Annotated in this window: 8 protein-coding genes; all 8 read left to right on the forward strand. The window is 77.0% G+C overall.

Going from position 1 to position 15,145, the window contains the following annotated elements:
• The 8 genes from ABTY04_RS00160 to ABTY04_RS00195 all read left to right on the forward strand — a co-directional run bounded on the left by ABTY04_RS00160 (nt 1) and on the right by ABTY04_RS00195 (nt 15,117).
• On the forward strand, nt 1-2,175 hold the full coding sequence (locus ABTY04_RS00160; protein WP_352211018.1) for a putative baseplate assembly protein: 2,175 nt from the start codon (nt 1-3) through the stop codon (nt 2,173-2,175).
• Nucleotides 2,175-4,337, forward strand: a complete 2,163-nt coding sequence (locus ABTY04_RS00165) for a phage tail protein (RefSeq protein ID WP_352211019.1) — start codon at nt 2,175-2,177, stop codon at nt 4,335-4,337. Before ABTY04_RS00160 ends, ABTY04_RS00165 begins: the two co-directional genes overlap by 1 nt.
• On the forward strand, nt 4,334-6,034 hold the full coding sequence (locus ABTY04_RS00170; RefSeq protein WP_352211020.1) for a hypothetical protein: 1,701 nt from the start codon (nt 4,334-4,336) through the stop codon (nt 6,032-6,034). Before ABTY04_RS00165 ends, ABTY04_RS00170 begins: the two co-directional genes overlap by 4 nt.
• Nucleotides 6,027-8,147 (forward strand): ATP-binding protein, encoded by a 2,121-nt coding sequence (locus ABTY04_RS00175; RefSeq protein ID WP_352211021.1) that lies wholly within the window; start codon nt 6,027-6,029, stop codon nt 8,145-8,147. Before ABTY04_RS00170 ends, ABTY04_RS00175 begins: the two co-directional genes overlap by 8 nt.
• Complete coding sequence (locus ABTY04_RS00180) at nt 8,144-9,598, forward strand: hypothetical protein (RefSeq protein WP_352211022.1); 1,455 nt, start codon at nt 8,144-8,146, stop codon at nt 9,596-9,598. Before ABTY04_RS00175 ends, ABTY04_RS00180 begins: the two co-directional genes overlap by 4 nt.
• Entirely contained in the window at nt 9,595-10,977 is a 1,383-nt protein-coding gene (locus ABTY04_RS00185) for a hypothetical protein (protein WP_352211023.1), read from the forward strand. Before ABTY04_RS00180 ends, ABTY04_RS00185 begins: the two co-directional genes overlap by 4 nt.
• Nucleotides 10,978-11,056: 79 nt before the next feature.
• Nucleotides 11,057-11,851, forward strand: coding sequence for an AfsR/SARP family transcriptional regulator (locus ABTY04_RS00190; RefSeq protein ID WP_352211024.1), 795 nt, complete (start codon nt 11,057-11,059; stop codon nt 11,849-11,851).
• 20 nt (nt 11,852-11,871) lie between these two features.
• The gene (locus ABTY04_RS00195) at nt 11,872-15,117 is read left to right on the forward strand and encodes a DUF3376 domain-containing protein (RefSeq protein WP_352211025.1); all 3,246 of its coding nucleotides are present in this window, start codon (nt 11,872-11,874) and stop codon (nt 15,115-15,117) included.
• Nucleotides 15,118-15,145 lie beyond the last annotated feature (28 nt).

Below are 15,145 nucleotides of genomic sequence, written 5' to 3' on the forward strand. Positions count from 1 at the left end.
ATGCCGCTGATCGGCCCCATCCTCGACGACCGCACCTTCGAACAGCTCCGGGACGAGCTGGTCAAGCGGATCCCGGTCTACGCACCCGAGTGGACCGACCACAACGCGGGCGACCCCGGCATCGCGCTGCTCGAACTCTTCGCGCACCTCGGCGAGTCACTGCTCTTCCGCTTCAACCAGATCCCCGACGCCACCAAGGTCGCCTTCCTGCGCCTGCTCGGCGTCCGCCCGCGCCCCGCCCTCACCGCCCGCACCCTCCTCGTCCTGGAGACCGAGCGCCCCGAGGGCGTCCACGTACCGCGCGGAGCCGAGGCCCGGGCCGGCGCGGTCGCCTTCGAGACCGACAACGAGGTCGTCGCCTGGCCCCTGGAGACCCTCGCCGTCGGCAAGACGCCCGCCCCCGAAGCCCCAGGATCCGCCGAGAGCCGGCGCCGGCAGAACGCGGTCGAGGCCCTGCCGAAGGACGAGCGCAAGCGGGTGGCCTCCGGGGCTCCCGTCTCCTTCTACGTCACCACCGCCGTCCCCGCCGACCCCCTGAACCCCGACCAGCCGCCCCTGGACGTCGCCGCCACACTCGACCGGTCCCTGTGGATCGCCCTGCTCGCGAAGAACACCACCGACCCCCGCCTGCTCGCCGGCCAGACCCTCTTCCTCGGCGTGGTCCCCGACGAGGAACTCCCGCGCCCCTACGACCTGCGCGCCCGCGACGGCGACGACCCCACCCGGCTGCGGGCGGGCGACCTCGTGAGCGCCCCGCCCGGCTTCCTCTGGGAGCTGTGGAACGGCCCCGAAGCCCCCACTGCCTTCACGCCCCTCGCCGTGCCCGGCGACACCAGCCGCGGGCTCACCACCGCCGGCGTGGTCTCCATCGCCCTGCCCGCCGCCTTCCCCACCCATTCCCCGGGCCGCACCGGCTCCGGCGGCCTGAACAGCCCGCCGCCGCTCGACGACGAGAAGACGGCCGCCCGCGTCCTGGGCTGGCTGCGCGTACGCCGCCCTGCCGACGAGAACGACGCCATCCACCGCATCCGCTGGGTCGGCGTCAACGCCGTGGGCGCCGTCCAGGCCCGCACCGCCGCACCCGAACTCCTCGGCACCGGCACCGCCGACGCCGGGCAGGTCCAGCGGCTCACCCAGCACCCCGTCCTCGCGGGCACCGTCCGCCTGGAGGTCGAGGAGGCCGACGGCTGGCAGCCCTGGACCGAAGTCGAGGACTTCGCCGCCAGCGGCCCCCTCGACCGGCACTACACCCTCGACGCCGAGGCCGGACTGGTCCGCTTCGGCACCCGCTGCCGACTGCCCCAGATCGGCGAACGCATCCGCGCCCTCTCGTACCGGTACGGCGGCGGCTCCGCCGGAAACGTCCCGGAGGGTGCGATCGGCGCGCTCACCGGGGTCGCCGGTGTCAAGGTCGCCAACCCGCTCCCGGCCGCCGGCGGCGCCGACGCGGCGTCCCTCGCCGACGCCCTGGAGGCCCTGCCTGCCGAGGTGCACCGCCGCGACCGGGCCGTCACCTGCGACGACTTCCGCGCCCTCGCCCTCGAAGTACCCGGCGTACGGCGCGCGGAGACCCTGCCCCTGCTGCACCCCGACACGCCCACCCAGCCCGCCGCCGGCGTCGTCAGCGTGCTGGTCCTCCCCGCCGAGGACCAGCGCGACCCCGGCGCCCCGCTGCCCGACCTCGCCATGCTGCGCCAGGTGGCCGCGTACCTCACCCCCAGGCGCCTGGCCACCACCGAGCTGTACGTCATCCCGCCCACCTACGTGGACATCGCCGTGTCCGTCGGCATCCGGACCCGGGACGGCTACCAGAGCGACGCCGTGCGCCGCTGGGTCGAGCTGATCCTGCGCCAGTACCTCGCCCCGGTGCCGCCGTACGGGCCCGAAGGCGCGGGCTGGCCACTGGGCCGGGCCGTGCGGCGCGCCGAACTGGAGGCCGTCGCCGTCCAGGTGGAGGGCCTGGAGTACCTGGAGGACGAACTGCTGCTGGCCCGGCGCGCCGGCACGGGCTGGACCCCGCTGCCGCTCGTCCCGCTGAACCCGTGGGAGCTGCCCCGGCTCGCCGAGATCACCGTGGTCACCGGCAGCCCGCTGCCCGCCGGCGCCGGCCCCGGCTCCCCGCCACCGCCCCCCGGCGACCCCGTCGTCGTACCGCTCCCCCCGGAGGTGTGCTGATGTACGGCGACCGCGCGATCGGCGTACTGGCCGACCCCGACCAGTGGGTGCGCTGCCGCCACGAGTCCACCGCCCTCCTCGACGAAGGCGGCGTCTCACTCGCCTGGGAACCCGAGCCCGAGTCGGGGCCGGACCCCGGTACGGCCGCGCACGGACCCGCCGGGCTGGCCTTCGACCGCTGGGGCCGCGCCTACCGCTCGTACCCGCGCGCCGGACGCGTGGAGGTCCTCCCGCCCGGCGCCGGCGGTGACGGCGCGCCGCACCGGCCCGGCACCCTCTGCGTCCCGCGCGGCCTCGCCGTGGACGCCGCACAGCGGCTCCACATCGCCGAATCCGGAGCCGGCGCCGTCCAGGTCGTCGACCTGTGGGGCGAGCGGCTGCTGCGCCGGGTCCCCGTCCGCAGCGCGGACCGGCCGCACCGCCGGCCCCTCGACGTCACCGCCCACTGCGGGGCCGTCGCCGTCCTCGTCACCCGGCCCGCCGGCATCGTGCTGCTCCAAGGCCGCCGCGGCCCGCTGCGCGGGCCCGTGCTGCGCCGCCCGCCCGGAAGCGACGGCCTGCGTCCCACCCGGATCGCCGACCACGCCGGGCAGCTCCACGTGCTGTGGACCGGCGCGGCCGGCGGGCCGGCCGTCATCGCCCGTGCCGACGGCACCCGGCCCCTCGTCGTGCCGGACGCCACCGACCTCGACCTGGCGGCCGACGGGGCGCTGGTGGTGGCCCGGGCCCCCGGACAGCCGTTCCGCCGCTTCCGGTACGCCGCGGCGGCGGAGCCGGCGGCGGAGGAGGCGGCCTGGGCGGAGATCGAACCCCTGCGCGCCCCCGGCTACGACGGCGGCGCCATGACCGTCGGCCCCGACGGCCGCGTCGCGTTCACCACCGCCGACGGCCTCGCCCGTACCGCCGGGCCCGCCGCCCGCTACACCTCCGCCGGGAGCGTCATCGGCTACCGTCTCGACGCCGGGGAGTACCGCACCCGCTGGGGCAGGCTGTTCCTCGACGCCTGCATCCCGCCCGGCACCGAGGTCCGCGTCACCTTCCTGACCACCGACGAGGACACGGTCCCCGACCCGATGCCGTGGGCGCCGCCCGTCCGGGGACCGCGCTCCGTACGCCATCCCGACAGCACCCCGCCGCTGCCCTCCCGCGCCCTGTACGCCGACCGGCTGCCGCCCTCCGCACCCCTGTTCCGGCGCCCGACCGGCCGTGAACTGCCCTGGGAGCAGATCGACCCCGACGACGGGTTCGAGACGTACGAGGCCCCCGTCCACGCCCCGCCCGGCCGCTACCTGTGGATCGTGCTCCGGCTCGCCGGCACCCCGCGCCTGACCCCCCGCGTCCGGGGCCTGCGCGTGGAGCGGCCCGGACACCGGCTGCCCGCGGCGCTCCCCGCGCCCTGGAGCCGGGACGAGGCCGACGCCGCGTTCCTCCAGCGCTTCCTCGCCCCTGCCGAAGGCCTGCTGCACGAGCTGGACTGCCGCGCCGCGCTGCGCACCCTGCTGCTCGACCCCCGGGCCACCCCGCAGGAGGCCCTCGGCTGGCTGGCCGGGCTGCTCGGCCTGGCCCTTGACCGGCGCTGGCCGGTGGCCGCGCGGCGCCGGCTGATCGCCCAGGCGTACGACCTGTTCCGCATCCGCGGCACCGTGGCCTGCCTCGAACGCATCCTGCGGCTCTACCTCCCGCTGCCCGTCAGCGTGGTCGAGCACTGGCGGCTGCGCGGACTCGGCGGAGCGGTGCTCGGCGCCGGGCCCGGCGGGGCCCCCGCACCGGCCGTGGGCGGCGCCGCGGGCACGTCCGGGGCGCTCGGCCGGTTCACGGTGGGCGGCACCCGGCCCGGAGAGGACGGATACACCGCCACCGCGCACCGGTTCAGCGTGCTCATCCCCGCCGATCCGAGCACAGTCCAGCTCGATGTCGTCCGCGCCATCGTGGACGCCCACAAACCGGCCCACACCCTCGTCGACATCTGCCCGCTCGGCGCGGGCATGCGGATCGGGCGGACCCTGCACCTCGGGCTCACCTCCGTCGTCGGCCCCGGCGCGGCCTGGGGTCCCGCGGTCGTCGGCCGGGTCCGGGTCGGCGAGGACGGCATCGTGGGCGTGCCCGCCGCCGGATCCCGCGTCGGCGAGAGCACCATCGCCGGGGCGGTGCGCGTCGGATGAGCGGCCCCACCGTGGTCATCGACCGGCTCTCGGCGACCCTGCGCCACGGCCCCGGCGAGCCGCCGCCCCCGGCGGACCGGCTGCGCGGACCGCTGCGGCACGCGGTCGCCGGCCCCCTCGAAACGGCCCTGAACCGACTGGCCCTGCCGCCCGGCCGCTGGTGCCTGGCCCGGCTCGACCTCACCCTGGACCTCGACCTGGCCCGCCCCGACCCGGCGCTCGCGCACGACTGGTCCGAGGCGGTCGCCGCCGCGATCGAACGGACCGTACGCGCGGGCCGCCCCGCCGCACCGGGCGGGCTCGTGCACTACCGGCACGACGTGGAACTGCTCGCCGACGCGGTCGCCGGCCTCGCCGCCGGCCGCCGCGAACGGCTGTGGGCCTGGCGGCAGACCGGCGTCCTGCGGCCCGGCGACCCCGCCCCGGACGCATCGCCCGGCCCCGCGCTGCTGGCCGCCCTGGAACGCCACCCGCGCCTCGCAGCGGCCGCCGTGCTCCGCGCGGCCGAACACTGCGGGCTCGCCGCGCTGGAGCGGGCCTGGGGGTGCCCCGGCTGGCAGCGCCTGGCCGCACTCGTGACCGGTGAGGACCGTCCGGCGCCCGAGGAGTGCGCCGGACCGCCGCCCGGCCCCGCCACCCGCGCACTCGCCCGCGACCTGCTCGCCGGATCGCGGCTCGCCGCGCTGGTCCGCGACTCCCGGCTGCGCCCCGCCGAGCCGACGCCGGCCGCATGGGCCGTACTGGTCCTCGCGGAGGCCGACCCGGCCGCGCTGCACCGGATCCCGGCCCGCCCCGGGCTGCGCGGGCTGCTGGCCGACGGCCTGCGGGCACTCGGCGGCGTCCCCGTACGGCCCGGACCCGGACGGGCCGCGCAGCCGCGGGAGTTGCCGGAGCCGCCGGACACCGCGCGGCCCGCCGGGCCCCCCGCCGGCCCCCCGCCCCCGGCCGATGCTCCCCGCGCCGATGCGGCCCGTCCCGGTGCGCCCGATCCCGATGCGCCCTGCGCCGATGCGGCCGGCCCCGGCCCGGCCCCGCACGCCCCCGCGGCGGGCGATCCCGCCGAGCCCGCCGTACGGGCGCCCCGGCACGACGGCGCGCAGGCCGGGGAACAGGCCCGGGAACAAGCCGGGGAACAGACCCGGGAACAGACCGGGGAACAGGCCGGGGAACGGCCCGCCGATGCGGCGGACGGCGCGGACACCGGCTGGGCCGGGCTGGTGTTCCTGCTCGCCACGGCGGCCGTGACCGGACTCCCGGACCGGGCCCTGGACGAACCCGCCCTCGCCGCACGGCCGTTGCCCTGGGTGCTGCACACCGCCGCCCGCGCCCTCGCCCCCGGCATCGCGCCCGGGGACCCCGCCGCCCTCGCCCTCGCCGGGCTCGGCCCCGACCGCGCCGCCGCGCTCCTGCGCGCCCGCCCGGCGACCCCGCGCGAGCAGGACGCCGTGAGCGCGCTCGCCGCGGACTGGGCACGGGCCACCGCCGCCCGCCTCGGCGACGAGCGGTACGCACACGACCCGTCGGGCGCCGTCCTGGCGGTCGCCCGCCGCCCCGGGCGGATCACCGCCGAGACCGGCTGGATCGAGGTCCGCCTCGCCGTCGCCGACACCGACCTGGCGGTCCGCCGCGCCGGGCTGGACCTCGACCCCGGCTGGGTGGGCTGGCTCGGCGCGGTCGTGAGGTACCGCTATGTCTGAGCGCATCAGCCGCGACCTCTCCGGACGGGCGGCCGCCGTCGCCGTCCGGGTGGCCGAACTGCTGGAGACCCTGTGCAGCGAGGAGGCGGGCGGCGAGTCCGCCGCGTTCCTGCGCGACTGGGCTGCGAGCGCCGCGCACCGTGCCGCGGCCGTCCCCGGCGGCCGGCCCCCGGCCGCCACGCCGCTCGACCGGCTGGTGCACCGGTTCGGGCTCGGCGCCCCGGAGACCGAGCTCGTCCTGTTCGCAGGGCTCCCCGAGGAACACGAGGGCCTGGCCCGGACGTTCCGCACCATGAACCCGGGCGGCGCCCCGCACCCCAGCGTGGGCCTCGCGGGCCTCCTCGCCGACGGCGCGGCCGGGGGCGGCGTACGGGGGCACGCGCCGGACCGGGTCGCGCTGCGCCGGCTGCTCCACGAAGGCCCGGCCGTACGGGCGGGCGTGCTCGCGCTCACCGGCGACGGCCCCTTCCACGAACGCTCCCTGACCCTCGCCGACGGGCTGTGGGAGGCCCTCCACGGGTACCCCGTCTGGCCGGACGCGCTGGAGGAGGCCGACCCCGGCCCGCCGGTCGCCGGGCTCGACGGCTGGCTCGAACTCCCAGAAAGCGTCCGGGCCGTCGCCGCCCTGCGCTCCCGCGAGCCCCGCATCCTGCTGGTCGGCGCCCGGGACGAGACCGTCGCCCTCAGCCGCTGCGCGGCGCTCGCCCGCGCCGCCGGACTCGGCCTGGTCGCCGCCCGGACCAGCCCCGAAGACCCCCGCGCCATGGGGCTGCTGGGCCTGCACGCCGCCGTACGGGACGCGGTGCCGCTGCTGGTGGTGCCGGCCCCGGCGGGCGGTGCGGGCCCGGTCACCCCCGCCGTCGCCCGGATCCCCGGCCCGCTGCTGGTCTGCGCGCCGCCGGGCGCCGTACGCCCCGGGCCGCAGCGGCCCGTACTCACCGTGCCGGTCGGGCCGATCGGCACGGCGGACCGGCGCACCGCCTGGCGAGCGGCGCTGCCCGGAGCACCGGAGCACGCCCCCGAACTGGCGGCGCGCCACCCGCTCGACCCGGCGCTCACCGCACAGGTGGCCCTGGACGTGCACAGCCGCGCCGGGTTGGCCCCCGACGCCGGCGGGGACGGCGCCGGCCCGGACGTCTCCGGCGCCATCCGGGCCCGCGCCGGGGCGCTGCTGCCCCCGGGCGTCGACCTGGTCGGCCCGGACGCATGCTGGTCCCGGCTCGTCCTGGGCGGGGAGGCGGACGGCCAGCTGCGGGACGCCGTGGCCCGACTGCGCCACCAGGCGCTGGTCCTGGACGACTGGCGGCTGCGGGAGGCCGCCCGGGCCGCCCGCGGCGTACGGCTGCTGCTCACCGGCCCGCCGGGGACCGGGAAATCGCTGGCCGCGGAGGTACTGGCGGCCGAGGCCGGCCGGGACCTGCTGGTCGTCGACGGGTCCGAGCTGGTCTCGAAGTACATCGGCGAGACGGAGAAGAACCTCGCCGCCTGCTTCGAAGTGGCCGAGCGCACGCAGGCGGTGTTCCTCCTCGACGAGGCCGACGCCCTGTTCGCCACCCGTACGGAGGTCTCCGAGGCCAACGACCGGTTCGCGAACATGGAAACCGCCTACCTGCTCCAGCGGCTCGACCGGTTCGACGGGCTGGCCGTGCTCACCACCAACCTGCGGCAGAACATCGATGCCGCCTTCATCCGCCGCATGGACTTCGTCGTGGAGTTCCCGCTCCCCGACGAGGCGGGCCGGCACCGGATGTGGGAGCTGCACCTGCCCCGCGCCCTGCTGCACGCCGACGCGGACCTCGCGGCGCTCGCGCAGCACTACCCGGTGCCCGGCGGCTGGATCCGCAACGCCGCGATCGGCGCGGCCTTCCGGGCGGCAGACGACGGGGGAGCGGTCCGTCAGGGCCACCTCGTCGACGCCATGCGGCGCGAGTACGGGAAGGCGGGCCGCCCCTTCCCCGGGGAGCCGGCCGGAGCCGGCGCCGCCGGAGCGGACCGGCGTGCCGCCCGCGCCCTCGAACCGGCACCCGACCCGGCTTCCGACCCGGCTTCCGACTCCCCGTTCCCCTGCGGCCCTTTCGCGATCGACAGGCGTACCCAGAAGGAGAGCTCATGACGGCGCTCGGCACCGGCGGCACCCCGTGCGGCTGCGGCGGCGGGTCCGCCCCGGACCTGCCCACCAGTCCCTCGCAGGGGTGCGGGCCGTGCGATCCCGGCCCGTGCGGCGGGGACGAGCTGCCCGTCAACCCGTTCCTCGCACTGCGCGTGGCCTTCGGGATGCTGCTCGGCGAGGACGACTTCCGGGTCCTGATGGGCAATCCGCGCGGCAAGCTCATGCTGCACAACGCCTGGCTGCACGGCCCCGGCGTCGTCTGGGGGCTCGGGGCGGCCCGGGACGGCGACGAGCTCAGGGTGCTCCCGGGGCTCGCCGTCGACGGGCTCGGCCGTGAACTCACCCTGGAGGCGGCCTGGTGCGTCTCCCTGACCGCCTGGGCGCGGGCCTGGATCGACGCGCATCCGTCCGGGGAGGGCGCACGGCCGGCGGCCGGCGACCTCGGCCCGGAGCCCGGACCGCTGCAGCGGCGTACCGTCGAGGCCTGGGTCCTGGCGGAGTTCGCGTCCTGCCCGGACCGGCCGGTGCCGGCCCTGGCCGACCCGTGCGACGTGACGCGCCGCCACGACGACTTCTCCCGGATCGTGGAGACGGCGCGGATCACGATCCGCTCCACCGCCCCCGAACCCTGGCGCCCGTACCACCGCGTACGGGTCCTCCTCGGCCTCGACGAAGCCGCCCCGGGGGACGCCGCCGGGCAGGAGGCGCTGCGGGAGGCCGCCGAGGTGGCCCGGGTCCCGGAGCACCTGCGGGCTCCGGCGCTGCTCGCCGCGTTCCGCAGGCTGGCCGCCGCGGACGCCACGGCACTGGCGCCCGAGCGGGAGGAGGGCGACATGTGCCCGCCGTGGGCGCCGGTGACGGAGGACCACGCCCCCGTGGTCCTCGCCCGCCTCACCGTCGAACTCACCGAGGACGACGGGTGCGTACGGATCGAGGAGGTGCGCGCCGACCCGTCCGTGCGGACCGCGGTCCTGCCCGCCACCACCGTCCAGGAGCTGGTGTGCGCACTGGCGCCCGGGATCATCGGCGCCGCCGCCGAGGCGGACGCCGGCGGCCCGCGCCTGATCCGCGGGTCCCTCGCCTGGAGCCGCGAGCACACCGTGCTGGGCTTCGAGGTCACCGCCCCGCTCACGCCGGGCTGCGCCGAACCGGATGGCATCGAGATCACCTCGCTCTCCGACTCCGGCCGGGGCTGGGCGACCGACGAGGTCGCCGGGATCCGGGTGTCGGCCGACGGCCGCCGGGTGAAGGTGGACCTCGACCAGCGGCCTGCGTACGAGACGGTCCGCATCCGCGTCCGCGGCACCGGGCCCAAGCCCCTGTACGGCAAGGACCCGCGGGTGCCCTTCGCGGGTCTGGAAGGCGGCCCGCCGGGCACCGCGGACGAGGGGAACGACGCCGTGGTCACCGTCCATCTGCCGCGCCAGACGGCCCCCGGGAGGACCGAGGAATGACGATCAGCGAATCCACCGCAGAGGCCGCCGGGGCTGCACCGACCGCCGACCCGCCGCCCACCCCGTCCGCGACCGCCGACGGCGGGATCGACCGGCTGAACGCCTTCGACGGGCTGTTCCTGCGCGCCGAACACCTCAACCGCATCCAGGACTACGCACGCGAACTCGCCCTGGCCGTCGGCGCGGCGGGCGGCCCCGGCGTGGTCGAGGGATACGAGGTCAGCGTGAAGGACGCCACCCTCCGCGTCGGCGGCGGTCTCGCCGTCTCCGCGGAGGGGCGCCCGCTGCGCTCGGAGCGGCTGGTGACGCTCCCGCTCTCCGGACTGAACCCCGGGCTCGACGGGTTCTGGTGGGTCGAAGTGGCGCCCGACTCCCGGCCCTACGGCGACGCCCCGGTGCAGGGCAGCTACTGCGACGACCCGTGCGCGGGCACGGGCACCACCCGGCACCCGTACGTCGCGGAAGGGGTGCGGATCCGGCTGGCGGAGGGCGCCGAGCGGGGCCTCGACAACCAACTCCCCGCCTCCCGGCGCAACTTCCTCGCCTCGCGGATCTTCGCAGCTGAGCGCACCGAGCACTCCCCGTGGCCGTACGGGACCGGCGCCGCGCACCTGCCGCCGTCCTGGGCCCCGCCGGCCGCGACCCCGGGGAAGCCCGGGACCGTCCGGCTGGCGGTGCTCCTGCGCGACCCGGGCAGGCCCGACGGATGGGAGGTCGACACCTGGGCCGCCCGCCGCGACCGGGCCGCCGCCCCGCCGCAGCGGTACTGGCAGTCACGGCTCGGCATGCGGCCCTGGGACGCGTACACGGCCCAGATCCTCCAGTTCCAGGAGCAGTTGGGGCAGGTGCTGGGCGCCGGGCCGGCGCCCGCGGCCGATCTGGGGCCGCTGCTGGAGCAGCTGGCCCTCATCGGCGAGCAGCAGTTCCTCAAGAGCCACACCAAGGACCAGCTGGGCCGGGAGGTGGCCCGGCTCGTCACGGGCATCGGCGCGGGCACCCTGATCAGGCCGGCGGCCGCCGACGCCGGCCCGCAGACGCTGGAGCAGCTGGGCATCGTGGAGCTGCCGCCCGCCGGGTACCTGCCGTTCGCACCCGAGGACGAGCGTTCCGCCGCCCTCGACGGGATCCGGGCGCTGCTGGGGCAGCAGGTGGACCTGAGGTACTGCTCGTGCGCGCTCGCGGATGTCGCGCGGGCCGTTGAGGAGGCCCGGCACCGGGACCGCATCCGGCTGGACGAACCGGCCTGCGTGGACGTCCTGCTGCCCCTCGACGGCCAGGGCCGGCCGGTCGGCGACTGGGTCGCGTTCGTCAGGAGGGAGCAGCGCCACTGCTACGACCCCGGGGACGGCAGTGACCGGCTGAGCAGCACGACGGGATGAGAACATAGCGCTCGGTGACTGATCGGTGACGGTGTGCGCATAGCATATGCGGTCGGACTTCTATGCAGGAGGACCGCCTATGAACCAGCAGTTCCTCGAGTCACCGGTCCGTGTTCCCGGGCAGGGGGAGGCGCCGGCGCTCCATCTCCTCGGCGGCCCGCGCGTCGTCCATCAGGGGAGATGGCTGGACGTGCCGGAAGGGGGCAAGCGCCTGCTGGCGTTCGTCGCGCTCAACGGCGGCCGGGTCGAACGCCGGCACGCTGCGGGGACTCTGTGGCCGTCCGGCGACGACCTGCGGGCGGCGGGGAACCTCCGCTCCGCGCTGTGGCGCCTCAAGGCCGCCGGCATCGACCTGCTCGACTCCGACAAGTGCTCGCTCGCCGTGCGCGAGCACACCGTGGTCGACCTGTACGTCCTGTACGGCTGGGCCGGGCGGCTCATCGGCGGCACCGCCACCCCCCAGGACCTGTCGTCGCTGAAATGGCGTACCGACGCGCTCGATCTGCTGCCCGGCTGGTACGACGACTGGGTGCTGCTGGAGCGCGAACGGGTCCGCCAGCGGCTGCTGCACGCACTGGAGGCGCTGAGCCGCGAGCTGGCCCGCGTCGGCCGGCACGCCGAGGCGGTGGAGTCGGCCCTGGTCGCGGTCAGTGCCGAACCGCTGCGCGAAAGCGCCCAGCGGGCGCTGATCGAGGCCCACTTGGCGGAGGCCAACCTCATCGAGGCCATGCGCGCCTACGACACGTACCGCGACCTCGTCACACGTGAACTCGGCGTCGAACCGGGGTGTGAACTGTCCGGCCTGATACGGAACTTCTGCCGCTCCGCGCCCCGCCCCCGCGAGGTGGTGGCCGCCCGGGTGCGCCACTGCTGATCCGGGGCCAAGCTGGAGGCATGAGCGACGACCGGCCGGGTCGGCGCAGTACGGAACTGCGCCTGGCCCTCGCGATGCGCGGCGGGGTCAGTCTCGCCGTATGGATGGGCGGGGCCTGTTGCGAGACGGCGGCGCTCCGGGCGGCGGCCGGGCAGCAGCCCGCCCCCGAAGCGGGCCTCTACACGGGGCTGCTGGACGCGTGCGGATACGAGGACGTCGACATCGACGTCCTCGTCGGGACCAGTGCCGGGGGGCTCAACGGCGTACTGCTCGCCTGCCACCTCGTGTACGGGATGCCCTTCGGCCGGGGCGTACGGGACGTGTGGCTGCGCCTGGGCGACCTCGAAGGGCTGCTGCGCCACTCCACCCCCTTCCACGTGCCCGCGTCGCTGATGCGCGGGGACGAGGTCTTCTACACGGAGCTGCGCGGCTCCCTGGGCCGGCTCATCGACGAGGCCCCGCCGGACTGGCGGCCCCCCGGCCCGCTGCGGCTGATCCTGACGGCCACCCGGCTGCGGCCCCGCCGGGACCGGCTGCGGCCCACCCTCGGACGGCCGCTTCCGGTCGGACGTTCGAACGCCTACTTCCGCTTCCGTCACCGCAGCGCCCTGACGGACTTCCCCGACGACGTCACCGGCGCGGCCCGGGAGGCGGCGCTGAACCGGCTGGCCTACGCGGCGCGGAGCTCCTCCTCGTACCCGGGGGCCTTCGAACCGGGCCGGGTGTACGTCGGCAACGGTGCGCAGCCCGTCGAGGACCCGCCCCGGGTGGACATGAGGGGCGTCAGCAGCGAGACCGGGTACCCCGACGAGAACCTGAACGGCTGCGCCGAACTCATGGACGGCGGGCTGCTGGACAACATCCCCGTCGCCTGGGCCGTACGGGCGGTCGCCGGGTCCCCGGTGGCCCGCAAGGCCGACCGCTGGCTGCTGTACCTCCAGCCCGTGCCCCCGTTCCCGCCGCCCTCCGAGCCGGGTACCAGCCGGCGCGTCACCCGGCTGGTGCGGATGGCCGTGAAGTCCCTGGCCGTGAAGACCGGCGCCGAGTCCCTGCGCGACGACGCCCTCGAACTGCGCGCCGCCGAGGCCGCCGCCCAGCAGAAGCGGGCCGCCGCCGGGGTGCTGCCCCTGACCCTCGCCGAGCTGTACGACGCGGCGATGGCCCGGCTGGGCGCGTACGCCCGCACGGCCGGCGGCGCCGAGGCGCTGCGGCTCATCCGGCTGCTGGAGGACCCGGCGGACGTCACCGGCCCGGACGCGCTGCCGCTGCCCGCGGGCCCGGGGCCGCTGGAGACGCTGGACGAGAGCGCCGCGGACGGCTCGGTGGCCCTCTTCACCCGGCTGCACCGGGCGTCGCAGGGCCTGGCGGTGGGGCCCGGCATGCTGCCCGGACCGGGGTACTCGCCGCTGGTCCTGGCCCGGACGGTACGGCTGCTCATGGACTGGCTGCGCGCGTACGAGTCCGGCGACGGGCCGGTGGACACGGAGCTGGTGGAGGAGTACAGGACACGGCTGTTCGCGTGCCGCTCCGCCGTTGCCGCCCTGAACGCCGCCCGCGACCGGCTGCTGCTCGGCCGCTACCGGGCCGCCCTGTCCCTGGGAATGGTCCCCACCGATGCCCTCGCCCCCTTCGGCGAGGCGACCCGCCTGCTGGGCGCCCTCATGCCGCCGGCGCCCCCGCCCGAGGCCGCTCCGGCCCAGTGGGACACCTGGTCGGCGAACCTCGCGACGGCGGTCACGGGCGGGTCCCTGCCCCAGGTGCCCGAGCCCGGCCCGGCCGCAGTGCCGGAGGGCTTCGGGCACCTGTGGGAGCGGCTTGCGGAACTGGGCCGGGAGATCGGCACGGACCTGAGCCCCGACGTCGACGGCTACGAGGCGCTCCACGCCGCCGCGCGCGGAGCCGGCCCGCCGATGGCCGAGGCGCTGGCGTACGCCGAGGTGCTCCTCGGCCCGCTGCGCCCGGACCCGCTGGCCGAGGCCCCGGACATCGACTTCCGCACCGTCTCGGCGGCCGACACCAGCTGGGCCACCCGCACCGTGCTGCCCGGGGTGGCCCAGAACTCCCCGAAGGACATGGTCAGGGCCAAGCTCAGCGGCAACCAGCTCAACAACTTCGCCGCCTTCCTCAGCGCCCGCTGGCGGATGAGCGACTGGACCTGGGGACGGCTCGACGGGGCCGCCTCCCTCGTGTCGGTCGTCGCCAGCGACGAGCGCCTGCACGACGCGTTCGGGGACACCGCCGACCTCACGGAGCTCGGCGAGGAGATCGCCGCGGAGACGGCACTCGGCCCGCTGTTCACGGAGCTCTGGGCGCAGGACGTCACCTCGCGGCCGGGCGTGGCGCGCTGGGACCGGGTACGGGACGTGCTCACCGCCGTGCGCCAGCACGAAATCCTCCACGAGGAGCTGCCCTTCCTCGCCGAGCTGCACCGCAAGGGCTCCAAGGGCGGCAACAGACCACCCGCGTCCCCGCCGAACCCGCCCGGCCTGGCCACCCGGGCCGAGTTCGACGCCGCGCTGGCCGCCTTCCGCGAGGTGGGCGCCGAGGAGGTCGGCCTGCTGCTGCGGGCACGGGACCCGCGCCGGGCGGCCTTGCGGACCGGGCTCCTCGCGTGGCCGGCGCTCCAGCCCACCGGCAAGGCCAAGGCCCGCCTGGTGCAGGGCTTCCTCGGAGTGCTGAAACCGCTGGTCTGCCTCCCGTTCCTGGTCGCGGTGGTGGCGCCGCTTCCGACCCTGTGCGCGGCCGTGCTGATGTGGACGGGCATCGCCTTCTCCACCGGCCGGTGGTCCTCGCTCCCCGGCCACGTCCCGGTCTGCCTGTACGCCATGGCCGCCCTGGTGGCGCTCGTCCGGCAGCGGGTGCGGCCGGGCGGGCTGCGCGTCCCCGCCTACCTGATCGCGGCCGGGCCGCCCGTCGCCCTCTGGCAGCTGCGCGGCCTGTCCACCCCGGACGTCGGCGACGGCGCCCGCACGCTGATCGTCGGGGCCTGCTTCGCCCTCGCCGCCGCGGCCGTGCTGTACGTCGGCACGGACCGGTGGTGGCTGCTGCCCGGCGCGGCCGCGGCCGGCGGAGCGATCGCCGCCCTCGTCCAGTTCGGCCGCCCCCCGCTCGGCGGATGGTGGGGCGTCCTCATCCTCTACGCCGTCCTCTTCTGGATCACCTTCGCCCTGCCCTGGCTGTACCCGAGGCCGCGGGCCGCACCGACCGACGCGGCGCCCGCCGACGCAGCGCCCCGTGCCGATGGCTCGGATAGGGTGAATCGGTAAGAATCAGACCCTCCGGGGTGAGGTCGGT

The organism is Streptomyces sp. NPDC097981 (assembly GCF_040302565.1).
Classification (GTDB): domain Bacteria; phylum Actinomycetota; class Actinomycetes; order Streptomycetales; family Streptomycetaceae; genus Streptomyces.

What these genes read in the sequence shown, in the direction of transcription:
- ABTY04_RS00170 (WP_352211020.1), top strand. Translation starts at nt 4,334, where the DNA reads ATGAGCGGCCCCACCGTGGTCATCGACCGGCTCTCGGCGACCCTGCGC.
- ABTY04_RS00185 (WP_352211023.1), top strand. Translation starts at nt 9,595, where the DNA reads ATGACGATCAGCGAATCCACCGCAGAGGCCGCCGGGGCTGCACCGACC.
- ABTY04_RS00165 (WP_352211019.1), top strand. Translation starts at nt 2,175, where the DNA reads ATGTACGGCGACCGCGCGATCGGCGTACTGGCCGACCCCGACCAGTGG.
- ABTY04_RS00180 (WP_352211022.1), top strand. Translation starts at nt 8,144, where the DNA reads ATGACGGCGCTCGGCACCGGCGGCACCCCGTGCGGCTGCGGCGGCGGG.
- ABTY04_RS00175 (WP_352211021.1), top strand. Translation starts at nt 6,027, where the DNA reads ATGTCTGAGCGCATCAGCCGCGACCTCTCCGGACGGGCGGCCGCCGTC.
- ABTY04_RS00190 (WP_352211024.1), top strand. Translation starts at nt 11,057, where the DNA reads ATGAACCAGCAGTTCCTCGAGTCACCGGTCCGTGTTCCCGGGCAGGGG.
- ABTY04_RS00195 (WP_352211025.1), top strand. Translation starts at nt 11,872, where the DNA reads ATGAGCGACGACCGGCCGGGTCGGCGCAGTACGGAACTGCGCCTGGCC.
- ABTY04_RS00160 (WP_352211018.1), top strand. Translation starts at nt 1, where the DNA reads ATGCCGCTGATCGGCCCCATCCTCGACGACCGCACCTTCGAACAGCTC.